Below are 23,392 nucleotides of genomic sequence, written 5' to 3' on the forward strand. Positions count from 1 at the left end.
CAGCGTCTATGTCATCAGTTAATATAGGTTTCATTAAATATTAGGTTGTCAGATTTAAAGCGGTTTTTTATACCGTGAATCAATAAGGATTATTGTCTTTTTATTTGACTGTACAGACGTATTGATTGAGTCGTTTATGGCTCATCATTGTATATCTTAGTCATTTTTAGGGGGGCATGTTATGTATCAAAGATATCCACTTTACCGCATTGTACTTCGCCGCATTGGTGTTGTTTTGCTTGGCACGCTGGCTTTGCCTTTTATGGCCTTGCGTAGTGATAAGAGCCGCTATTATAGCTATCTACACCGCGTGTGGAGTAAAACAAGCAGTAAACCGGTTTGGCTATCTTTATCAGAACGGGCTCCTAAAGACTTTTATTAATCTGACGTCCTGTCATCAAAATAGTTAAATCAGCCATTCTATTGTACGGTGTTAATAATCCCCTGAATATTTCAGGGGATTATTATGATAAACCCTGTATCAGCTCATTCTGTTATTACTATTATCCCTTTACCAGACTCTTCTATGATAAACACCTATACTTTAGTTAAGATATTGCCGTATTAATATAAGGCTATGATAGTGATAGAGATGAAAAGGGAAATACCCATTGGGGTGAGTGATTGCCTATTGGGGAATGATGTTCGTTTTGATGGCGATCGTCGCGGTTTCGCGTTGATTTATGACCAACTTAAAGCTTATCTTACACTTCGAACTGTGCCTGCTGAAGTCACGGTCGGGCTGAATGATACCGCGCAGGTTGAGGATTTTTCTACGCTGTGTGGGCTTATTCTGTGTGAAGCACAGCCCCGTGAATCAGTCCAACAGTTAATACAGGCCATGCCATGGTTGCCGGTAGAAGAGGCGGGTCAATTACAACAGCCTTTGATTCGCCAACACCTGATAACGCGTATTTGTGCCTTATGGGAGCTAAATCAGATTCTGGTGGACGGCCTGACCCGGGGGGCATTAATCCATTACCACAGCCGTTATAAACTTATTTTGTTAGCTCATTCCCAGCCGGAATACCGAAAGATAGGTCCCTTTGTTGCCGCTATTGATAAATTGCCAATACAGGATTTTTTTCTGGCTTACCGAATTCAGCTAATGTCACTGCTGTCTATACCTGCAACTCGCCAAAATCATACGAATGTATTACAACACGTTCAGGGATATTTTCGACCCTACCTGACCAGCATACAGCGGCAAGAATTAGCCGGGCTTATTGATCAGTACCGCCAAGGTTTGCAGTCGTTACAGGCTCCGATGGCATTACTGAAACACTATCTTGCTGAATACCCTGATGCATATCTTCAACAACAGCGCTATTTTGATCCCTATCCTGAAGCGCTGAATTTGAGTTATGGTATATAACATCGGGCGTGGCTTAGGCATCGTGCCTAAAAACAACAAAAAGAAATAAGGACATAATGGCAACCCAATTAGTCTGGTTCAGAAATGATTTACGCATCACCGATAACAGTGCGCTCTCTGCCGCCTGCCGATGCGCTGATGATAAAGTTATTGCTCTGTTTGTTGCCACGCCTGAGCAATGGAAAAACCATAATATGGCGGCTATACAGGCCGGTTTTATTCGTTCTAATTTGTTAAGCCTTCAACACTCCCTTGCCGCTTTGGGCATACCGCTGGAATTTATACAGTGTGATGATTTCGACGCTTCAGTCGTTGAAATTAAACGCCTGTGTGATCGGCATGGAATTTCAGATATTTATTATAATAAACAGTATCAGGTTAACGAGTTGAGGCGGGATAGACAGTTAGAAGCCACGCTATCACCGGATATCATCTGTCACGCTTTTGATGATGCTCTACTATTGCCGCCGAACAGCGTACTAACCGGAAACGGTGATATGTATCAGATATTCACTCCTTTTCGTAATCGCTTTGTCAGCCAAATCCAGCAAGGTATTCAACCTGTACGTCCGGTGCCTAAAGCTCGTGGTGATAAGCCTGAATTAACCGCGATACCTGAATTTAATTATCCGATACTGCCTCATGATGATTTTCCTGCCGGAGAACAAGAAGCTATTCAACGGCTAAGAACCTTTTGCCGGGAGCGCGCCGCTGATTATTTAAAGCATAGGGATATCCCTGCTCTGGATATGACCAGCCGCTTATCGCCTTATTTAGCCATTGGCGTGCTTTCTGTTCGCCAATGTTATAATCGGCTATTGGCAGAACATCCTGATTTTTTATCGCACCCCGATAGCGGCGCTTTTACGTGGTTTAACGAATTGGTTTGGCGAGAATTTTATCACCACTTGATTGTTGCCTATCCGCAATTGTGTAAACACCGGCCTTTTATTGAATGGACTCAGGGTGTTCAATGGAACCCTGAGGAGGCTAGTTTTATCGCATGGTGTGAAGGTAAAACCGGTTATCCTATAGTGGATGCTGCAATGCGTCAGTTGAATCAGACGGGTTGGATGCATAATCGTTTGCGTATGATAACTGCCAGTTTTTTAGTGAAGGATTTACTGATTGATTGGCGACGCGGCGAACGTTATTTTATCTCCCGGCTTATTGATGGCGATTTAGCGGCAAATAACGGTGGATGGCAGTGGGCCGCGTCCACGGGGACAGATTCAGCACCTTATTTCCGCATATTTAATCCGACGACGCAGGGTAAACGTTTCGATCCGCAGGGCCATTTTATCCGCCAGTGGGTGCCTGAATTGCAAGAAGTAGCGGAAAAGTGGATTCATACACCGCACCTATGGGCAGAGAAGCAGGGGATCGAATTAGATTATCCGCAGCCCATCGTTGACCATTCTCAAGCCAGAATAAATACGCTAAACGCATTTGAAATGGCCCGTAAAGGGATGGTTGTATAAATAAATTGTAGAGATGTAAGAGAACCGCATGCTTAACAGACAATTAGAAAAGTTAATTAACCAGAAACTTAACGTTCAACGTTTCAAAGATTATGCTCCCAATGGATTACAGGTGGAAGGGCGTAATGAGATTCAACGAATTGTCACCGGCGTGACTGCCTGCCAGTCTTTGCTAGATGCGGCAGTAAATCTGAACGCTGATGCGGTGTTAGTTCATCATGGTTATTTCTGGAAAAACGATGAACCGATGATTACCGGTATGATGCATAAGCGCATAAAAACCCTAATCAACCATGATATGAATCTGTATGGCTACCATCTTCCGCTGGATGCTCATCCGTTATTCGGCAATAACGCGCTATTGGGTGACGCTTTAGGTATTAACCAGTTTGGATCTTTTGAAGCGGAAAACCCGGGGTGCTTTATGTGGCACGGTGAGTTTAAGCAACCAATTACCGGTGCTGAGCTGGAAGCGCGAATCACCCAGCGCTATCAACGTTCACCGCTTCACTGTGGCGATAATGCTCCGCAAGAAATTCGCCGTGTTGCCTGGTGTACCGGCGGCGGACAGGATTACATTAAATTGGCCGCTGAAAATGGATTCGATGCATTTATTACCGGAGAAGTATCAGAAAGAACGATTCATATTGCCCGAGAGATGGGAATTCATTTTTTCGCCGCCGGTCACCATGCAACAGAATGCGATGGCATTAAGGCGCTAGGCGAATGGTTAAGCGCTGAATATCAGTTTGATGTGACTTTTATTGATATTAATAACCCGGTTTGATTTTCATACTGATTTAATGTGTCTCTATAAATAGGAGTTGCTATGCCCGAAGGACCGGAAATTCGCCGCGCGGCTGATAAGCTGGTTTCGGCCGTTGAAGGCAAAGTACTCACCTCAGCCTGGTTTGCTTTTTCTCAATTGAAAAGGTTTGAATCTCAATTGATGGGGCAGAAGATAGAACGAATTGAAACCCGGGGAAAAGCGTTACTCACGCATTTCTCCGACGGCCTGACGATGTACAGCCATAATCAGCTTTATGGCCTATGGACGGTGTCTGATGCGGGAAAACGCCCTAATACTAAACGTGACTTACGGGTTGCGTTAGAAACTTCAGATAAAGCCATCTTGCTATACAGCGCTTCAGATATTGAGGTTGGTCCGCAGGACGTTATTCTGCGGCATCCATTTTTACAGCGTATTGGCCCGGATATTTTAGACGATTCTCTGACCGAGTCAGCGGTTGCAGAGCGCTTGCTTGATCAGCGTTTCAGGCGTCGGCAACTTGGCGGTATGCTACTCGACCAGTCTTTTTTAGCCGGGTTAGGTAACTATTTACGGGCTGAAATCTTGTGGGATGCGCAATTATTACCTGAGCATAAGCCGGAGGCGCTTGCGCCCGAACAACGAGCAAGGCTTGCGGGCGCGTTGCTGACGATCCCTCGTTTATCTTATATGACCCGCGGTGATGATAATCCTAACTATCATCATGGCGCACTGTTCAAATTTCATGTTTTTTCACGAGACGGACAGGCCTGTACTCGCTGTGGTGCAACCATTCAAAAAATAACGCTGTCATCTCGCCCGTTCTTTTATTGCCCGGGCTGTCAGTTCTGATTAATGAGTTTATTCCCCTTTATATAAATGAATAATAATCATTTTCATTAAACGAAGTATTATTCATTTTTAACACCAAATATCAATATTATTAACCTACTTTTTTCAATTATATTCATATATAAATCGTTTATTAGCCTTTAAGCAGTCAAAGTGTTGCTTGGGTCAAATTAAATTCATATATACCTCTTTATAATTACTTTAATAATAAAAATATCAGGAGGAAGTGTGAGGATTAATCGTCGTGAGTTTATCAAAGGCGTTGGTATTGGTTGTGCAGGTTGCGCAGTCGGTAGTTTCGCCCCCGGTGCATTGGCTCTGCAACAGCCAGAAATGCTGGAAGGAAAGAGCAACCTGACTCCCAGCTTATGTGAAATGTGTTCATTCCGTTGTCCTATCCAAGCTCAGGTAGTAAAAGGTAAAACCGTATTTATTCAAGGAAATACTAACTCGCCAGAGCAAGGAAGCCGCGTCTGTGCCAGAGGCGGAAGTGGGGTAAGTTTACTGAATGATCCGGCCAGAATCGTCCAGCCAATGAAACGTAAAGGCCCCAGAGGTGGCGGAGAGTGGGAAGTTATTAGTTGGCAAGTTGCTTATAAAGAAATTGCTGAAAAATTGAACGAAATAAAACAGAAATCTGGTGCTGAAAGTGTTGTTTTTTCATCTAAGTCAGGTTCTCTTTCATCCCATTTATTTCATCTCGCGGCTGCTTTTGGATCGCCAAATACATTCACCCATGCAAGTACCTGCCCGGCAGGAAAAGCCATTGCTGCTCAAGTCATGATGGGGGGCGATCTTTCCATGGATATTGCGAATACTCAATATATGCTGGCTTTTGGTCACAACCTGTATGAAGGCATTGAGGTTGCTGATACGCATCAGATGATGATGGCTCAGGAACGCGGAGCCAAAGTGGTGAGCTTTGACCCTCGCATGTCGATTTTTTCCAGCAAGGCTGATGAATGGCACGCTATTCGCCCCGGCGGAGACCTCCCGGTTCTGATGGCAATGTGTAAGGTATTAATTGATGAGAATCTTTACGATAAGGCATTTGTTGAACGCTATACCACGGGTTTTGCCCAGTTAGCTGAAGCATTAGCAACGGCTACGCCTGAGTGGGCTGAGCAGTATTCGGATATTCCGGCTGATGTGACTCGCCGTATTGCCAGAGAGATCGCCGCTGCTGCACCTCACGTTATTGTTAATCCGGGACACCGGGCTACCTATAACAAAGAAGAGCTAGATATGCGTCGGATGATCTTTGCTATGAATGCTTTGCTGGGCAATATCGAGCGGCAGGGCGGAATGTATCAAAAGAAAGGTGCGGATAAATACAATAAGCTGGCGGGTCAGACTGTCGCGCCAACGTTAGCTAAACCGGGCGTTAAGAATATGCCGGAGATCAAAGCTAAACGCATCGATGCATTGAAACCGGAATTTAAATATATCAATAAAGGCGGCGGCATCGTTCAAAGTATTATTGGTGCCGTTGAGCAAGAAAAGCCTTATCCGGTGAAGGCTTGGATCATGTCGCGACATAATCCTTTACAGACCGTGGCATGCCGCCCTGAGTTAGTTAAAACCATCGACAAACTGGATCTGGTCGTTAGCTGTGATGTTTATTTGAGTGAAAGTGCCNCCTATGCTGATTATCTTCTACCTGAGTCCACCTATCTGGAACGGGATGAAGAGATTTCAGATGTCTCGGGAAAACACCCGGCTTATGCCGTTCGCCAGCAGGTGGTTACACCTATCGGTAATACCAAACCCAGTTGGCAAATTTGGCAAGAGTTAGGCAACGAACTCGGTCTTGGCCAGTATTTCCCATGGAAAGATATGGCAACCCGCCAACTGTTCCAGACTAACGGTGATGAGGCGTTATATAAGCAAATTCGCCACACCGGCTATCTGGAATATGGTATTCCTCTGTTATTACGTGAGCCCGAATCAGTCAAAGCCTTTGTTGAGGCTTATCCCGCGGCGGCGGCCCGATTATCGGCTGACGGCACATTTGCCGATGAGCTGAAGTTTAAATCGCCAAGTAGCTTAATTGAACTGTATTCCGAAACGTTGGAAGGGCTGGCCAATGGCTATGGTGCACCGCGCTATCGTAATTTTCCGCTGAAAAAAGACAATGAATTATTCTTTGTGCAAGGAAAAGTGGCCCTTCATACCAATGGTGCAACCCAGTACGTTCCGTTGCTTTCTGAACTGATGTGGGATAACCCGGTGTGGATTCATCCACAAACGGCTAAAGAGCGGGGAATAACAACCGGTGATTTTGTCTGGTTAGAAAATAGCACCGGAAAAGAGAAAGGACGGGCATTAGTGACGCCTGCCATCCGGCCTGACACGCTGTTTGTTTATATGGGATTTGGCGCTAAAGCCGGAGCCAAGACAGCGGCGACAACTCATGGCATCCACTGCGGCAATTTGTTGCCTCATGAGATCAGCCCGGTTTGTGGTACTGACGTTCATACGTCAGGCGTTCAGCTAGCTCGCGGTTAGGGGCGGAGAGAATAATGAATAACAATTATGTCATGTTGCATGACGAAAAACGTTGTATTGGCTGCCAGGCGTGTACTGTGGCCTGTAAGGTGGTTAATGCCATCCCTGAAGGGTATAGCCGCTTGCAGGTCCAAATTCGTGGACCTGAAAACGAAGGCAAAAGTTCACATTTTCAATTTGTGCGGGTTTCCTGCCAGCATTGTGAAGATGCTCCCTGCATTTCAGCCTGCCCGACCGGCGCGTCATTTCGTGATGAAAACGGCACTGTTCAGGTTAATGAGAAGAAATGTATTGGCTGCGATTACTGTATTGCTGCCTGTCCATATCATGTCCGCTATTTAAATCCAGAGACTCACGTTGCTGATAAATGCGATTTCTGTACCGACTCTCGTTTATCGCAGGGGCTGGAGCCTGCCTGCGTTAGCGTTTGTCCGACGGATGCGCTTCATTTCGGCCGGGTTAACCAGCCTGAAGTTCAAAAATGGATCGGTCAGGAACATATTTATCAATATCAATTGGATAACGTAGGCAAGCCTGCAGTATATCGCCGCAAAGAAATACATTTAGGGGATAATGCATGAATATTATCTGGGGTGCTGAGTTAAATTATACGCCTGACTACTGGCCCGTTTGGCTGATGATTGCCGGCCTGATTGTCGTTGCGGTATTTGCCGTATTGGCTTTTCATGGTTTGTTGCGTTATTGGTTGACGCCGAAAACGGCCGGGCTGGAAGAAGAGAAAACCTATCTTTACTCCAAGTCTGTCAGATTTTGGCACTGGGGAAATGCGCTACTGTTCGTGATGTTACTTATCAGCGGATTTTTTGGCCACTTCTCGATCGGTAAAATTTCGCTGCTGATAACCTTGCATCAGCTTTGCGGATATCTGTTAATCGTATTCTGGATTGGCTTTGTATTGATCAACCTGTTCAGTGATAACGGGGTCCATTATCGGATACAACCTCGAGGGTTGATTGGTCGTTGTATCAGGCAGGTTCGTTTTTATCTGTTTGGCATTATGAAAGGAGAACCTCATCCTTTTGCTGCCAGTGAAAAAAGTAAGTTTAATCCAATACAGCAATTAGCCTATTTAGCCGTGATGTATGGCATGGTTCCGCTATTGTTGATTACCGGATTGCTGTGCCTGTATCCGGAAATTATCGGTTATGGTTACTGGATGTTGAAAGTGCATCTGGCGCTATCGGTGATTGCGGTGATGTTTATGCTGGTTCATCTTTATTTGTGTACCACCGGGGATACCATCAGCCAAACTTTTTGGAGCATGGTGGATGGTTACCATCGGCACCGGAAACATGATGACCATGGACATAAAACGGCGGATAAGTCAGCGGTTAAATAGCTGGTGGTGATTTAAAATGGAAAAACCCGGGGTAAGCCCGGGTTTTTTATGCTTTAAAGTTTGGTTGTATCAATCAGGCTTTATCTGATTTTTTCGGGATCTGAGAGTGAAACTCTCTTTCGGTATAACCGGTATACAACTGGCGTGGACGAGCGATACGGATACCGTCGGTATACATCTCATTCCAATGGGCAATCCAGCCGATAGTTCTGGCGATAGCAAAGATCACGGTAAACATGGTGGTCGGAATCCCAATTGCTTTCAGAATAATACCGGAGTAGAAGTCAACGTTCGGGTACAGTTTCTTCTCAATGAAGTACGGGTCATTTAATGCGATATGTTCAAGCTCCATCGCAATGTCCAGTAACTCATCGCTGAGATTTAGCTCTTTTAACACTTCATGGCAGCTTTCACGCATCACTGTGGCGCGCGGATCGTGGTTTTTATACACGCGGTGGCCAAAGCCCATCAAGCGGAACGGATCGTCTTTATTTTTGGCTTTCTCAATAAATTCAGGAATACGGTCAACAGTACCAATCTCTTCCAGCATTTTTAAGCAGGCTTCGTTTGCTCCGCCGTGAGCCGGTCCCCATAAAGAGGCAATGCCTGCGGCAATACAAGCGAACGGATTAGCACCGGACGAACCCGCGGTTCTGACCGTAGAGGTTGACGCATTTTGTTCGTGGTCGGCATGCAAAATAAGGATGCGGTCCATGGCGCGTTCAACTACCGGGTTAACCACATACTCTTCGCATGGGGTAGAGAACATCATATGCAGGAAGTTCGCTGCATAAGACAGTTCATTACGCGGATAAACAAACGGCTGACCGACAGAGTACTTGTAGCACATCGCAGCAACGGTCGGCATTTTTGACAGCAGACGGAAGGCCGTAATTTCGCGATGGCGCTCGTTATTTACATCTAAAGAGTCATGGTAGAACGCGGCGAGGGCACCGGTTACACCGCAAAGAACCGCCATCGGGTGAGAGTCACGACGAAAACCCTGGAATAAACGGGAAATCTGCTCGTGAATCATCGTATGTCGGGTCACGATGTCTTTAAATGTCGCAAATTCTTCAGGCGTCGGGGTTTCGCCATATAATAAAATATAACAAACTTCTAAATAAGTAGATTCTTTTGCTAATTGCGCAATCGGATAACCGCGGTGCAATAATATACCTTGGTTACCATCAATGAAGGTTATTTTCGATTCGCAAGATGCCGTGGATAGATAACCAGGATCGTAGGTAAAAAGTCCTTTGGAACCAAGGGTCCTTACGTCTAAAACGTCCTCTCCCAACGAGCCGGATAATATCGGTAGTTCTATATTATTACCACTATCAAAGACCAATGTTGCTTTTTTTTCTACAGCCATGATTGTCTCCAGAAATAATTCTTGGTTAGGGGAGTTTGGCAAATTTAATAAAATGAAACGCTATTGCCATCCTATAAATTATCTTAAATACAGTTGCATAAATTTAGACTATGGTGAAGATAAATTTCACTTTTATTTTACAATTTAATTTTCATGTGACAATTGATTAACATTATAGCTGACACGATTTATATAAAGTTATTGTTTTTAATGGTTTTTTAATGATTGTGATCGTTATCACTTTTTTGGGAAAATGTTATCAATCTGTTTTTATTTGAATTGTAATAGTAAAATGAGCCTTCTATACTCAAGGACACTTCTGGTCGGGGAGTTGCAACCTGAACTCTGGGGTTACGGGTTACACCTCCTTATTGCTACATTGAGATTGGCGGTTTTTTGAACATAACAATTAGAGATAACAAAGGGTTATGTTCAATTGAATAATCTGATATTAATAAGGGTATCGCGGAAGTCTCAGCGGTTTTACGAGTGTTGTATAAAAGTGAAACTACTTACTCTCTTTTTTGCAGTAATTTAAATGTAGGCTTGTTTTAGTAACGACGTGTTAGAGAGAGTGGTAACGAATTATCACAACACCATACTGAAGCATTAAGCTTAAGAGGTCATAATGCAGAACGGCGCAATAAAGACTTGGTTAGATTCATCTTATCTTGCGGGTGCGAATCAATCTTACATAGAGCAACTTTATGAAGATTACCTGACAGATCCGGATTCTATTGATGACAGCTGGAGAGCAATTTTCGATAAATTGCCGATTGAAAACCTTAGCCCGGACCAATTCCATTCAACTACGCGTGACTATTTTCGTCGATTAGCTAAAGACTCTAAGCGTTATACCTCCAGCGTAAGCGATCCGGAGAATGACGCCAAGCAGGTTAAAGTATTACAGCTGATCAACGCATTCCGTTTTCGTGGCCACCAGAATGCCAACCTTGACCCGATAAAACTACGTTATAAAGAGCCGGTTCTTGAGCTCGATCCTGCCTTCCATAATCTGACTGAAGAAGATATGCAGGAAACCTTTAACGTAGGTTCATTTGCCGTTGGCAAAGAGACCATGAAGCTCAGCGAAATTTATCAGGCGCTGAAGCAAACATACTGCGACTCTATTGGTGCAGAATATATGCACATCACCAATACGGAAGAGAAGCGCTGGATTCAACAGCGTCTGGAGTCGGTATCTGGCCGTGGCAGCTTTAGCGTTGAAGAAAAGAAACGTTTCTTGCGGGAATTAACCGCAGCTGAGGGGCTTGAGCGTTATCTTGGTGCCAAGTATCCGGGCGCAAAACGCTTCTCTCTGGAAGGCGGTGATGCACTTATTCCGATGCTTAAAGAGATGGTTCGACACGCAGCCCATAACGACGGTCGTGAAGTGGTGTTGGGCATGGCTCACCGCGGCCGCCTCAACGTATTAATTAACTTACTGGGTAAACGCCCGGGCGATCTGTTTGATGAGTTTGCCGGCATCCATAAAGAGCATCTTGGCACCGGTGACGTGAAGTATCATCAGGGCTTCTCCTCTGATTTTGAAACCGATGGCAAACTGGTCCACCTGACGTTGGCATTTAACCCATCGCATCTGGAAATTGTCAGTCCGGTCGTTATCGGCTCTGTGCGCGCACGTCGTGACAGAATAGATGCAACCGGCAGCAGCAATCAGGTGCTACCGATCACGATTCACGGTGATGCGGCGGTTATCGGCCAGGGAATTGTGCAAGAAACGCTGAATATGTCTCAGGTTCGCGCCTACGAAGTCGGTGGAACGGTGCGCATCGTAATCAATAATCAGATTGGCTTTACCACCTCTTATCCTCAGGACGTACGCTCAACCGAGTACTGTACTGATATCGCCAAGATGATTCAGGCGCCAATTTTCCACGTAAATGCAGATGACCCGGAAGCCGTCGCCTTCGTTACTCGTCTGGCGCTGGACTATCGTAATACCTTTAAACGCGATGTCATGATTGATCTGGTCTGCTATCGCCGTCACGGGCACAACGAGGCGGATGAGCCAAGTGCAACCCAGCCGATGATGTATCAGAAGATTAAAAAGCAGCCTACGCCGCGTAAAGTGTATGCCGACAAACTGATTGAAACCAACGTGGTGTCTGCGCAAGAGGTTACCGAAATGGTTAACCTTTATCGCGATGCGTTAGATAACGGTGATTGCGTGGTTGAAGAGTGGCGTCCGATTGACACCCATTCAATGGCATGGGCGCCTTATTTAAATCATGAGTGGGATGAAGAGTATCCAAGCTCCGTTGAGATGAAACGTTTGCAAGATCTGGCTAAGCGCATTAGTCAGGTTCCGGACAACGTTGAGCTGCATCCACGAGTGGTGAAGATCTATGACGATCGCGCACTGATGGCCGATGGCGAAAAGCCGTTTGACTGGGGTGCCGCTGAGAATCTGGCTTATGCCACGCTGGTTGATGAAAATATTCCGGTACGTATTTCTGGCGAAGACTCAGGCCGTGGAACATTCTTCCATCGTCATGCCGTTGTTCATAACCAAAAAGACGGCTCTTACTATATTCCGTTGGCCAACGTTCATAATAGCCAAGGCAACTTCCAAGTATGGGATTCCGTGTTATCTGAAGCGGGCGTTCTGGCATTTGAATATGGTTATGCCACAGCAGAACCTCGGACGTTAACTATCTGGGAAGCGCAGTTTGGTGATTTTGCTAACGGCGCTCAGGTGGTTATCGACCAGTTTATCAGCTCCGGTGAACAAAAATGGGGGCGGATGTGTGGCTTGGTAATGTTATTACCTCATGGTTATGAAGGGCAGGGACCAGAGCACTCATCAGCACGTTTAGAGCGTTATTTACAGCTTTGTGCAGAACAGAATATTCAGGTTTGTGTGCCTTCAACGCCGGCTCAGGTTTATCACATGCTGCGCCGTCAGGCGCTGCGTGGAATGCGCCGCCCGTTAATTGTTATGTCTCCGAAGTCACTACTGCGTCATCCATTAGCCATTTCTTCTTTAGATGAACTCGCTAACGGGGTGTTCCAGCCGGCTATCGGTGAAATTGATAATCTCAATCCTGCGCAGGTTAAACGTGTAGTAATGTGTTCGGGCAAAGTGTACTACGATTTATTAGATCAGCGCCGCGCCAACGGGCAAAGCGATGTGGCGATTATTCGTATTGAGCAACTTTATCCGTTCCCACATCAGGTAATGCAAAACGCATTACTCGACTATGCTCATGTGAAAGATTTTGTCTGGTGTCAGGAAGAGCCTTTAAACCAAGGCGCCTGGTATTGCAGTCAGCATAATATCCGCGATGTCATCCCTGAGGGATCTAAACTTCGCTATGCTGGCCGCCCGGCCTCGGCTTCACCTGCCGTTGGTTATATGTCTGTACACCAAGAACAACAAAAGAATCTGGTTGAAGACGCGCTTAACGTTAAATGAATAAAGGATAAACAATGAGCAACATAGATATTCTCGTTCCTGACCTTCCTGAATCCGTCGCTGATGCGAGCGTTGCAACCTGGCACAAAAAACCAGGAGATAGCGTTCAACGTGACGAAGTCTTAGTTGAGATTGAGACTGATAAAGTCGTTCTGGAAGTTCCTGCTCTGGAAGCCGGTATTCTCGACGCTATTTTAGAAGACGAAGGTGCAACCGTTATTTCTCGTCAACTGCTAGGTCGACTACGCCCGGCAGATGTGACCGGTCAACAAATTACTGATTTACCACAAAGCAGTGAATCAACGCCGGCACAGCGCCAAACGGCCAGTCTGGAAGAGGGTTCAAATGACGCACTGAGTCCGGGTGTTCGTCGTTTAATTGCCGAGCACGGCCTGGATGCTAATGCAATCAAAGGTTCTGGCGTAGGCGGACGTATTAGCCGTGAAGATATCACTCAGCACTTAGCACAGCAAAAGCCGGCCAGCGCTAAACCGGCTCCAGCAGCAGAAGCTAAAAAGGCCGATTCAGCATCGCTGGCTCATCGCAGTGAAAAACGGGTACCGATGACTCGCTTACGTAAACGTATTGCTGAGCGTCTGCTTGAAGCAAAAAATAATACCGCCATGTTGACGACCTTCAATGAAATCAACATGAAGCCAATTATGGATTTGCGTAAGCAATACGGTGAGGCGTTTGAAAAACGTCACGGCGTGCGTTTAGGCTTTATGTCTTTCTACCTGAAAGCGGTGGTTGAAGCGTTAAAACGTTTCCCTGAAATTAACGCCTCGCTGGATGGCGAAGATGTGGTGTATCACAACTATTTTGATATCAGCATTGCGGTATCAACGCCTCGCGGTCTGGTTACGCCAGTATTACGTGACGTTGATTCATTAGGCATGGCCGATATTGAGAAAAGTATTAAGGATCTCGCGGTTAAAGGCCGTGATGGTAAGTTGACTGTAGAAGACTTAACCGGCGGTAATTTCACCATTACTAACGGCGGAGTGTTCGGGTCATTAATGTCAACGCCAATTATTAACCCACCTCAAAGCGCTATTTTAGGCATGCATGCGATTAAAGACCGTCCGATGGCGGTTGATGGTCAGGTTGTGATTTTGCCAATGATGTACTTAGCGCTGTCTTACGATCACCGTCTGATTGATGGTCGTGAGTCGGTGAGTTTCTTGGTGGCAGTAAAAGATCTGCTGGAAGATCCTACCCGTTTGTTATTAGACGTTTAGTGAATTTACCGGTTTAAGCGTTAGTGGGTGTATGACGGATAGCGGCTGAGTTTACCGCTATCCGACCCCATCAAGTTAAGGACGATAGGCACTCAACAGTGTTGTGTAATGAGAGTACCTATCAGAATGAGTGTGTTTTCGAGCTTAGTGTCGCTATGTAGCGATCTCCTGAGCGTAGAGAGTCGCAGTTCTTTAATCCCCACAATAATGGATAGAACATCATGAACCTACATGAGTATCAGGCAAAACAGCTGTTTGCTCGGTATCGCTTACCGGTACCAACAGGCTATGCCTGTAACACAACTCAAGAAACTGTTGAAGCTGCCGGAAAAATTGGTGCCGGTCCTTGGGTAGTCAAGTGTCAGGTGCATACCGGCGGACGCGGTAAGTCCGGTGGTGTGAAACTGGCGAAAACTAAAGATGAAATCCGTGATTTTGCCCATCGCTGGTTAGGTCAGCGCCTGGCCACTTATCAAACTGATGCGGCAGGTTTGCCGGTTAGTCAGATTTTGGTTGAAAGTGCGACGGATATTGACCGTGAACTTTACCTTGGTGCGGTAGTAGACCGCAGTTCCCGTCGAGTTGTCTTTATGGCATCGACCGAAGGCGGCGTTGAAATTGAGAAAGTTGCGGAAGAGACGCCTGAACTGATTCATAAAATGATTCTCGATCCTTTAACGGGCCCGATGCCTTATCAGGGGAGAGAGCTGGCGTTCAAGCTGGGATTAAGCGGTAAACAAATTAATGAATTTACCAATATCTTTGTCGGGCTTGGTAAGTTATTCCTTGAGTGCGATCTCTCTTTAGTTGAGATAAACCCGCTGGTGGTGACTAAGGCCGGAGACTTAATCTGTCTGGATGGTAAGTTGGACGTTGATAATAACGCCCTGTACCGCCAGCCTGAGCTGCGCGAAATGCGTGACCCGTCTCAGGAAGATGCCCGCGAGTCTCACGCCGCGCAATGGGAACTGAACTATGTTGCTTTAGACGGCAATATCGGCTGTATGGTTAACGGTGCGGGCCTGGCAATGGGCACCATGGACATCGTGAAGCTTCACGGTGGCGACCCGGCTAACTTCCTTGATGTTGGCGGTGGTGCAACCAAAGAGCGCGTGACCGAAGCCTTTAAGATCATCCTCTCTGATGAAAAAGTTAAAGCCGTATTCGTCAATATTTTTGGCGGCATTGTTCGCTGTGATTTAATTGCTGACGGCATTATTGGTGCAGTGGGAGAGGCTGGCATCAACGTTCCTGTGGTAGTACGTTTGGAAGGTAATAATGCTGAGCTTGGGGTGAAAAAACTGAGTGAAAGTGGATTGAATATTATCGGCGCATCCAGTTTAACTGATGCAGCCCAACGGGTTGTTGCTGCTGCGGAGGGGAAATAATGTCCATACTTATTGATAAAGATACTAAAGTTATTTGTCAGGGTTTTACCGGAAGTCAGGGCACGTTTCACTCACAGCAAGCGCTTGATTATGGAACTAAACTTGTCGGCGGTGTGACGCCGGGCAAGGGCGGAACAGAACATTTAGGCCTGCCGGTATTTAATACTGTGCGTGAAGCCGTTGTTGCCACGGGTGCGACTGCATCAGTCATTTATGTTCCGGCCCAGTTTTGTAAAGACTCGATTCTTGAGGCCGCAGATGCCGGTATTAAACTGATTATCTGTATTACCGAAGGGATCCCTACGCTGGATATGCTGACGGTTAAAGTCAAAGTTGATCAGCTGGGTGTAAGAATGATTGGGCCAAACTGCCCGGGCGTTATTACCCCCGGAGCCTGCAAAATTGGCATTATGCCCGGTCATATTCACCAACAGGGTAACGTCGGCATTGTCTCTCGTTCAGGGACTCTGACTTATGAGGCGGTGAAACAGACCACGGATGCCGGTTTTGGGCAATCGACCTGCGTCGGTATTGGTGGTGATCCTATTCCGGGCTCCAACTTTATCGATATTCTGAAACTGTTTGAACAAGATCCACAAACTGAAGCCATTGTGATGATTGGTGAGATTGGCGGTTCGGCAGAGGAAGAAGCGGCTGCTTATATTAAGAATCATGTTACTAAACCGGTTATTGGCTATATTGCCGGCGTTACTGCGCCAAAAGGCAAGCGTATGGGCCATGCCGGTGCGATTATCGCCGGTGGTAAAGGTACCGCAGATGAGAAGTTTGCGGCCTTGGAAGCGGCTGGGGTCTATACGGTTCGCAGCTTGGCGGATATCGGTGACGCAGTAAAAAAAGCCTTGGGCAGTAAGTCCCATGCTGCCAAAAATGTATCTGCCGAAGTTAATTAATTTGAATTAAAGCTGTTTATTTAAGAAAGCCGCGAAAGCGGCTTTTTTTATCGACAAATAACAGGGGAGGGGAGATAAAGGTGTTGTATTTATGAGCAATCAATAGCAATGAATTCTTCAGTCCTTAATATTCTTTCTCTGCCGGTCGCTTTTATCTCAATGCCCTTAATTATGATAAATGGAATAAAATGTTATTTTAGTGTTAATGAAAAGTGATTGATGTTGCTAAGTTACGGTAATCGACTATATTATTTAGCAGATATCGTCAAAATAGCAGTTAAACCCAATTGAAAAATTATGAATCTATGGTGTAATTAGCCAAACTTGTTCTGGATCATTTTATTGGGATGTGTGTGACGTGGTAATTTTGATTTGAGTTCACAATTCTAGTTTTATTGTGAAATACCTATTTATTGTAAGGGATTAGAGGCGTAGTATTCGAATTGTTATAAAGCGGTTCGATGTAATGGCATAATTTGTTACCAATGGATAGCAGCGTTTGCAGTTCAAAATAGAGCACTACCATTAGAATAGTCGAGTTAACGAATTTTGCTTGATGTTTGATTTATTAGAAATTTTAAGGCACTCATCTTTGGTGAGTATGGTGTAAGGCTTTGGGTATACCGGATGTATAATTATCTCCCCAAAAGCCTTCCTGTGAGGAGCAAGGAGTCAAGATGTTTGATGTCGTCGAACTATCACGATTGCAGTTTGCCTTGACGGCAATGTACCACTTCCTTTTTGTCCCGCTAACGCTGGGTATGGCGTTTTTGCTGGCAATTATGGAGTCGGTATATGTGCTGACGGGTAAGCAAATCTATAAAGATATGACCAAGTTCTGGGGCAAGTTATTTGGTATTAACTTTGCACTGGGGGTCGCTACTGGTTTAACCATGGAGTTCCAGTTTGGTACAAACTGGTCTTATTACTCTCATTATGTTGGAGACATCTTCGGTGCGCCGCTGGCTATCGAAGGTCTAATGGCGTTCTTCTTAGAATCAACGTTAGTCGGTCTGTTCTTCTTCGGTTGGGATCGTCTAAGTAAAGTTCAGCACTTGGTTGTCACTTGGTTTGTTGCGTTAGGTTCTAACCTTTCTGCACTGTGGATCCTGGTTGCTAACGGCTGGATGCAAAACCCGATTGCGTCAGAATTTAACTATGAAACCATGCGTATGGAAATGGTCAGCTTTGCCGACCTCGTTCTGAACCCGGTTGCTCAGGTTAAATTTGTACATACCGTTTCCGCTGGTTATGTTACGGGTGCCATGTTCATTTTGGGCATCAGCTCATACTTCCTGCTGAAAAAACGCGATATTGGTTTTGCAAAGCGTTCATTTGCGATTGCTGCCTGCTTCGGTCTTGCTTCTGTACTCTCCGTTATCCTGTTAGGCGATGAATCTGGTCGTGAACTGGGTGATGTGCAGCGCGTTAAGTTAGCTGCTATTGAAGCTGAGTGGGATACCCAAAAGGCACCTGCTGCATTTAACGTCATAAGTATTCCAAATCAGGAACGGATGGAAAACAACTTCTCCATCGAAATTCCGTATATGCTCGGGATCATTGCGACCCGTTCACTGGATACGCAAATTACCGGTATTAAAGATTTAGTGGTTGAGAACGAACTGCGCATTCGTAATGGTATTACCGCGTATCAAATGTTAGAGAAACTGCGTTCAGGTGATAACGATCCGGCAGTTCGCGATACGTTTGATCAAACCAAAAAAGATCTTGGCTTCGGTATTCTGTTACAAACTCAAGCGAAAGATATTAATAATGCGACTGAACAAGAAATTAAAGCTGCGGCTCTGAGTACCATTCCAGAAGTTGCTCCGCTTTATTATTCATTCCGTCTGATGGTCGCCTGTGGCTTCTTAATGCTGCTGATTATAGGCTTGGGCGTTTGGAACGTTGCTCGCAACCAGATTGGCGAAAGAAAATGGCTGCTACGCATGGCGCTGTTCGGTATTCCATTACCTTGGATTGCCGTTGAAGCTGGCTGGTTTGTCGCAGAGTATGGTCGTCAACCATGGGCAATTGCCGATACATTACCGGTAGCTGCTGCGACATCTTCGCTGACAACGGGTGATATATGGTTCTCGATCATTCTGATTTGCGGGCTGTATACGCTGTTCCTCATTATTGAAATGTTCTTAATGTTTAAATATGCACGTCTGGGGCCAAGCGCTCTGAAAACAGGACGTTATCATTTTGAGCAGAGTAGTGCTTCAATAGCGCAAGAAACACGGTAAACAGGAGTCCAGACATGTTAGATTACGATACATTACGATTTATCTGGTGGCTGTTAATTGGCGTGTTGCTGGTTGGTTTCGCCATTACCGATGGTTTTGATATGGGCGTAGGTATTTTGGTTCCTATTATAGGTAAGACCAATACTGAACGCCGTATTATGATCAACAGCATTGCCCCCCACTGGGACGGCAACCAGGTATGGCTAATTACCGCTGGTGGTGCGCTGTTTGCAGCTTGGCCAATGGTTTATGCTGCGGCATTCTCCGGTTTTTATGTTGCAATGATTCTGGTTCTGTCGGCTTTATTCTTCCGTCCGTTAGGCTTTGACTATCGCGGTAAGATTGAAGATCAGCGCTGGCGCAGCATGTGGGATGCGGGCATCTTTATTGGTAGCTTCGTCCCGGCATTAGTTTTCGGTGTTGCTTTCGGTAACCTGTTACAGGGTGTACCTTTCAGCGTTGATAACTTAATGCGCGTGACATATAGCGGTAACTTCTTCCAATTGTTGAACCCGTTTGCCCTTATCGCTGGCGTTGTTAGCCTGATGATGCTGGTTACTCAGGGTGCTGCATGGCTGCAAATGAAAACCACGGCTGAACTGCGTTTGCGCGCTCGCGCCGCAACGCAAATCAGTGCCCTGGTTGTGATGTTAGCCTTTGCCGCTGCCGGCGTTTGGGTTGTCTACTATATGGATGGCTTCATTATTACGTCCGTTATGGACCACACTGCACCGTCAAGCCCGCTGACCAAAGAAGTTGCTCATCAGGCTGGCGCATGGTTAGTTAACTTTAACAACTATCCAATTTTGTGGGCTGTACCTGCATTAGGCGTAGTTTTACCTCTGCTGACGATTATTTCTTCACGTTGCAATAAAGGTGGATGGAGTTTCTTATTCTCCTCTTTAACGATTGCATGCGTTATCTTCACTTCAGGTATCACTATGTTCCCATTCGTTATGCCATCAAGCCTGGTGCCTGATGTGAGCCTGACAATGTGGGATGCGACTTCTAGTCACCTGACATTAACCGTCATGACCTTTGTTGCGTTGATATTTGTTCCTATCGTGTTGGGTTATACGATTTGGAGCTACGTCAAAATGTTTGGTCGTCTTGATAAGAAACATATCGAAGACAACCACGCTGCACTGTATTGATATCAACATTAGGAGCATAAAAAATGTGGTATTTTGCCTGGAGTCTTGGAACGTTACTTGCCTGTGCTGCCGGTATCATTGGTGCCGTTTGGTATGAGACCAATAACGGGGATAAAGACTAAATATAATGGGTACTGTGTTTAATAAACTGTACGCTATTATGGATAAGGGCCCGATTCGGGCCCTTTCTTTAATCTTAGCGTTTTCGATGGCGTTCTGTGTTTTCTGGGAGCCTGCGCAGTTTGCGGCTAAAACCAGTGACATCGCCGTCTGGCAAAGCTTTGCTATTATGTGGGCTGTCTGTACCGGTATTATTCACGGCGTCGGTTTTCGACCGCATAAAACACGTTGGAAGGCATTTTTTACACCTCTTCCGGCAATTGCGATCCTGATCGCAGGTTTAGCCTACTATTTATCATAAGCTACTTCTCGATTAGCAAAAATAATGGTCAGTTTTCCTAACTGAGAATTATTTTTGCTCTCATCCATTCTTCCCATTCCCAAGAGGTTTGCTCTTGCGTATAGTATCAGTCGGTTAGTTATTAAGTTAGACTGGATATATTGTGAGTAACTTGCTATTCCAATGGCCCGTCCGGGTCTATTTTGAAGATACTGACGCCGGTGGTGTGGTTTACCATGCGCGTTATGTAGCCTTCTATGAAAGAGCGCGCACAGAGATGCTGCGTCAATACAATTATAATCAGCAACAATTGCTGAGTGAGCATGTCGCTTTCGCTGTCCGCCGTATGTCCGTTGAGTATATTTCTCCTGCCCGTCTTGATGACATGCTGGAGATTGAAACTGAAGTGGTCGCTATCGGGGGCGCATCCCTTACGTTTGCACAACGCATCTTTGACCAAAATGGTAAATTACTTAGCCAGGCCGATGTGTTAGTAGCATGTGTTGATTCACACCTAATGAAGCCAACGAAACTTCCTAGGTCTATTGTCGCGGAGTTAAAGAAGTGACTGACATGAATATCATGAGCCTGTTTTTAGAGGCTAGTTTACTCGTTAAATTTGTAATGCTGATTCTGGTCGGATTCTCGATCGCATCTTGGGCTATCATCATCCAGCGCACGCGTATTCTCAGTACGGCAAGACGCGAAGCTGAAGCCTTTGAAGATAAATTCTGGTCGGGCATTGATTTATCTCGCCTGTATCAAGAAAGCAGTGCCCGTCGTGATGAGTTAGGCGGATCTGAACAAATTTTCTATTCTGGTTTTAAAGAGTTTGCTCGTATTCATCGCGCAAATAATCATGCGCCAGAGGCAGCAATTGAAGGTGCTACGCGTGCTATGCGTTTGTCACTAAATCGTGAGCTTGAAAACTTAGAAAATCACATTCCATTCCTCGGTGTAGTAGGGTCTATCAGCCCGTATATTGGTCTGTTTGGTACCGTATGGGGAATTATGCACTCCTTTATCGCCTTGGGTGCAGTAAAACAGGCTACCTTACAAATGGTAGCACCCGGCATCGCCGAAGCTTTGATTGCAACAGCCATCGGTCTGTTTGCTGCAATCCCTGCTGTAATGGCTCATAGTCGCCTGAATCTGCGCGTTGTTAAGCTTGAGCAGAATTATGACAACTTTATGGAAGAATTTACCACCATTCTCCATCGTCAGGCGTTCTCTACTGAGACTAAATAAGCTAGGGGGTTAACGTGGCGTATAAACGTTCTCGGCGTGGTCGCGATACTAAAGCCGAAATCAATATTGTTCCGCTATTGGACGTATTGTTGGTGTTATTGTTGATTTTTATGGCAACCGCCCCAATTATTACCCAAAGCGTTGAGGTTGATTTACCTGATGCAACAGATTCAACGGCAGTGGCGACGGATAATAAGCCGCCGATCATTGTCGAAGTTTCAGGCGTTGGTCAATATACGTTGGTGATTGATAAAGAGCGTATATCTCAAATTCCTGAACAGCAGGTGATTGCCGAAGCACAGGCCCGATTGGCAGAAGATCCTAAAACGGTATTCTTAATCGGTGGGGCTAAAGAAGTTCCTTACGATGAAGTTATTAAAGCGTTAAATATGCTTCATAAGGCTGGCGTGAAGTCTGTCGGGCTGATGACTCAGCCAATTAATTAGTTTTTGGAAAACAGCGCGTGGGAAAGGCTACAGAGCAAAACGACAAGTTAAATCGTTCCGTCATGGTTTCGATTATCTTGCATATTTTAGTGGTCGGTATTTTAGCGATCGGTGCATTTATGCAACCTCCTCCGCCTCCTTCTGGTGGCGGAGGGAGTGTGATTGATGCCGTGATGGTTGATCCTAATGCGATGGCTCAGCAAGCCGATCGTCAACAACAGCAAAAGTTAGATGCAAAGCGGGCAGAGAAACTACGCCAACAAGAGGCGGAACGTCAGGCTGAAGAGTTAAAACAGCAGCAGGCGTCTGAGCAAAAACGGTTAAAAGATTTAGAACGCGATCGCTTGAAGTCTCAAGAAGAGGCTAAGAAGCAAGCTGAAGCTCAGAAGCAATCAGAACAGGCCGCTAAGAAGGCTCAGGAAGCCCAAAAGCAGGCCGAAGCTGACGCGGCTAAAGCTGCCGCTGAAGCAAAAGTGCAAAAAGAAGCCGCCGCCGCCGCAGTTGAAGCGAAAAAACAGGCTGAAGCTGACGCTAAAAAAGCGGCAGAAGAAGTGAAGAAACAGCAGGCTGAAGCCGCAAAACAGAAAGCGGCGGATGATGCGAAAAAGGCGGATGATGCTAAGAAAGCCGCAGATGCCAAAAAAGCGGCCGATGATAAAAAAGCGGCTGCCGCCGCTGCGGCAAAACAAGATGCTGACGTCGACGATCTCTTTGGCGGGCTGGCTTCAGATAAAAATGCACCGTCAGCTAACGGCGCGTCAGGCACTACAGGCGCTAAGGCTGGTCCTTCAGGACCCGAAGTTGATGGTTATATGAATCAGGTTCAGGCTGCGCTGATGAAGAACTTTTTTGATGCTCAGCTATATAAAGGTAAAACCTGTACCTTACGGATTAAGATGGCTCCGGACGGTATGCTAATCAGTGTTCAAGCGGAAGGGGGCGATCCGGCGCTTTGTCAGGTAGCTCTGGTGGCTGCAAGACAGGCTAAGTTACCGAAACCACCTTCAGCAGCAATATATGAGAAGTTTAAGAATGCTCCGATAGATTTTAAACCTCAGTGATGGAACAATATAAACAGACATAACGCTTAAACTTGATTTACGGTTTGTTATGACCAATATTTTAAGGCTTACGTTATATGGCTTTATTATTAATGAGCAATTTATCCGGGCCCTAAGGTCTAGATAAGGGAGAAA

General features: G+C 45.7%; 21 protein-coding genes. 20 read left to right on the forward strand and 1 reads right to left on the reverse strand.

Features of this window, described 5'->3' with window-relative positions:
- The first annotated feature begins 181 nt into the window (after positions 1–181).
- The 8 genes from YWE_RS0107830 to phsC all read left to right on the forward strand — a co-directional run bounded on the left by YWE_RS0107830 (position 182) and on the right by phsC (position 8,345).
- On the forward strand, positions 182–382 hold the full coding sequence (locus YWE_RS0107830) for a YbfA family protein (RefSeq protein WP_029094023.1): 201 nt from the start codon (positions 182–184) through the stop codon (positions 380–382).
- 210 nt (positions 383–592) lie between these two features.
- A complete protein-coding gene (locus YWE_RS0107835; RefSeq protein WP_029094024.1) occupies positions 593–1,375 on the forward strand; it encodes a DUF1722 domain-containing protein in 783 nt (260 codons plus the stop codon).
- A gap of 56 nt (positions 1,376–1,431) precedes the next feature.
- A complete protein-coding gene (gene phrB, locus YWE_RS0107840) occupies positions 1,432–2,856 on the forward strand; it encodes a deoxyribodipyrimidine photo-lyase (RefSeq protein ID WP_029094025.1) in 1,425 nt (474 codons plus the stop codon).
- A gap of 28 nt (positions 2,857–2,884) precedes the next feature.
- A complete protein-coding gene (locus tag YWE_RS0107845) occupies positions 2,885–3,643 on the forward strand; it encodes a Nif3-like dinuclear metal center hexameric protein (RefSeq protein WP_029094026.1) in 759 nt (252 codons plus the stop codon).
- 42 nt (positions 3,644–3,685) lie between these two features.
- Positions 3,686–4,477 (forward strand): endonuclease VIII, encoded by a 792-nt coding sequence (gene nei, locus YWE_RS0107850; protein WP_029094027.1) that lies wholly within the window; start codon positions 3,686–3,688, stop codon positions 4,475–4,477.
- Positions 4,478–4,705: 228 nt separating this feature from the next.
- Entirely contained in the window at positions 4,706–6,985 is a 2,280-nt protein-coding gene (phsA, locus tag YWE_RS0107855; RefSeq protein WP_029094028.1) for a thiosulfate reductase PhsA, read from the forward strand.
- A 14-nt stretch (positions 6,986–6,999) separates the two neighbouring features.
- Positions 7,000–7,566: a 4Fe-4S dicluster domain-containing protein gene (locus tag YWE_RS0107860; protein ID WP_029094029.1), complete on the forward strand. Its 567-nt coding sequence runs from the start codon at positions 7,000–7,002 to the stop codon at positions 7,564–7,566.
- Positions 7,563–8,345: a thiosulfate reductase cytochrome B subunit gene (phsC, locus tag YWE_RS0107865; protein ID WP_029094030.1), complete on the forward strand. Its 783-nt coding sequence runs from the start codon at positions 7,563–7,565 to the stop codon at positions 8,343–8,345. Before YWE_RS0107860 ends, phsC begins: the two co-directional genes overlap by 4 nt.
- A gap of 73 nt (positions 8,346–8,418) precedes the next feature.
- On the opposite strand, the gene YWE_RS0107870 is transcribed toward phsC, so the two are convergent.
- Positions 8,419–9,720: a citrate synthase gene (locus tag YWE_RS0107870; protein WP_036015454.1), complete on the reverse strand. Its 1,302-nt coding sequence runs from the start codon at positions 9,718–9,720 to the stop codon at positions 8,419–8,421.
- A gap of 628 nt (positions 9,721–10,348) precedes the next feature.
- Here YWE_RS0107870 and sucA point away from each other — a divergent pair.
- From sucA to tolA, 12 genes are all read left to right on the forward strand, one after another.
- Positions 10,349–13,159: a 2-oxoglutarate dehydrogenase E1 component gene (gene sucA / locus YWE_RS0107875; protein ID WP_029094032.1), complete on the forward strand. Its 2,811-nt coding sequence runs from the start codon at positions 10,349–10,351 to the stop codon at positions 13,157–13,159.
- Between the two features lie 14 nt (positions 13,160–13,173).
- Complete coding sequence (gene odhB / locus YWE_RS0107880) at positions 13,174–14,400, forward strand: 2-oxoglutarate dehydrogenase complex dihydrolipoyllysine-residue succinyltransferase (protein WP_029094033.1); 1,227 nt, start codon at positions 13,174–13,176, stop codon at positions 14,398–14,400.
- Positions 14,401–14,621: 221 nt separating this feature from the next.
- Positions 14,622–15,788, forward strand: coding sequence for an ADP-forming succinate--CoA ligase subunit beta (gene sucC, locus YWE_RS0107885; protein WP_029094034.1), 1,167 nt, complete (start codon positions 14,622–14,624; stop codon positions 15,786–15,788).
- The gene (gene sucD / locus YWE_RS26890) at positions 15,788–16,699 is read left to right on the forward strand and encodes a succinate--CoA ligase subunit alpha (RefSeq protein ID WP_051323247.1); all 912 of its coding nucleotides are present in this window, start codon (positions 15,788–15,790) and stop codon (positions 16,697–16,699) included. Before sucC ends, sucD begins: the two co-directional genes overlap by 1 nt.
- A 677-nt stretch (positions 16,700–17,376) precedes the next feature.
- A complete protein-coding gene (gene cydA / locus YWE_RS0107895) occupies positions 17,377–18,948 on the forward strand; it encodes a cytochrome ubiquinol oxidase subunit I (RefSeq protein ID WP_029094035.1) in 1,572 nt (523 codons plus the stop codon).
- A gap of 14 nt (positions 18,949–18,962) precedes the next feature.
- A complete protein-coding gene (gene cydB, locus YWE_RS0107900; RefSeq protein ID WP_029094036.1) occupies positions 18,963–20,102 on the forward strand; it encodes a cytochrome d ubiquinol oxidase subunit II in 1,140 nt (379 codons plus the stop codon).
- Between the two features lie 23 nt (positions 20,103–20,125).
- Positions 20,126–20,224 (forward strand): cytochrome bd-I oxidase subunit CydX, encoded by a 99-nt coding sequence (gene cydX, locus YWE_RS29535; RefSeq protein WP_029094037.1) that lies wholly within the window; start codon positions 20,126–20,128, stop codon positions 20,222–20,224.
- Positions 20,225–20,229: 5 nt separating this feature from the next.
- Positions 20,230–20,523, forward strand: coding sequence for a cyd operon protein YbgE (gene ybgE, locus YWE_RS0107910; RefSeq protein WP_029094038.1), 294 nt, complete (start codon positions 20,230–20,232; stop codon positions 20,521–20,523).
- Positions 20,524–20,665: 142 nt separating this feature from the next.
- Positions 20,666–21,070 carry a tol-pal system-associated acyl-CoA thioesterase gene (gene ybgC / locus YWE_RS0107920; protein WP_029094039.1) on the forward strand — a complete coding sequence of 135 codons (405 nt, stop codon included), beginning with the start codon at positions 20,666–20,668 and terminating at the stop codon, positions 21,068–21,070.
- Positions 21,067–21,750, forward strand: a complete 684-nt coding sequence (tolQ, locus tag YWE_RS0107925; protein ID WP_036015457.1) for a Tol-Pal system protein TolQ — start codon at positions 21,067–21,069, stop codon at positions 21,748–21,750. The genes ybgC and tolQ overlap by 4 nt, the downstream gene beginning before the upstream one ends.
- A gap of 14 nt (positions 21,751–21,764) precedes the next feature.
- Positions 21,765–22,196 (forward strand): colicin uptake protein TolR, encoded by a 432-nt coding sequence (tolR, locus tag YWE_RS0107930; RefSeq protein WP_029094041.1) that lies wholly within the window; start codon positions 21,765–21,767, stop codon positions 22,194–22,196.
- Positions 22,197–22,213: 17 nt separating this feature from the next.
- Positions 22,214–23,257, forward strand: coding sequence for a cell envelope integrity protein TolA (gene tolA / locus YWE_RS0107935; protein ID WP_029094042.1), 1,044 nt, complete (start codon positions 22,214–22,216; stop codon positions 23,255–23,257).
- Positions 23,258–23,392: the final 135 nt, after the last annotated feature.

It is taken from the genome of Budvicia aquatica DSM 5075 = ATCC 35567 (assembly GCF_000427805.1).
GTDB lineage: Bacteria > Pseudomonadota > Gammaproteobacteria > Enterobacterales > Enterobacteriaceae > Budvicia > Budvicia aquatica.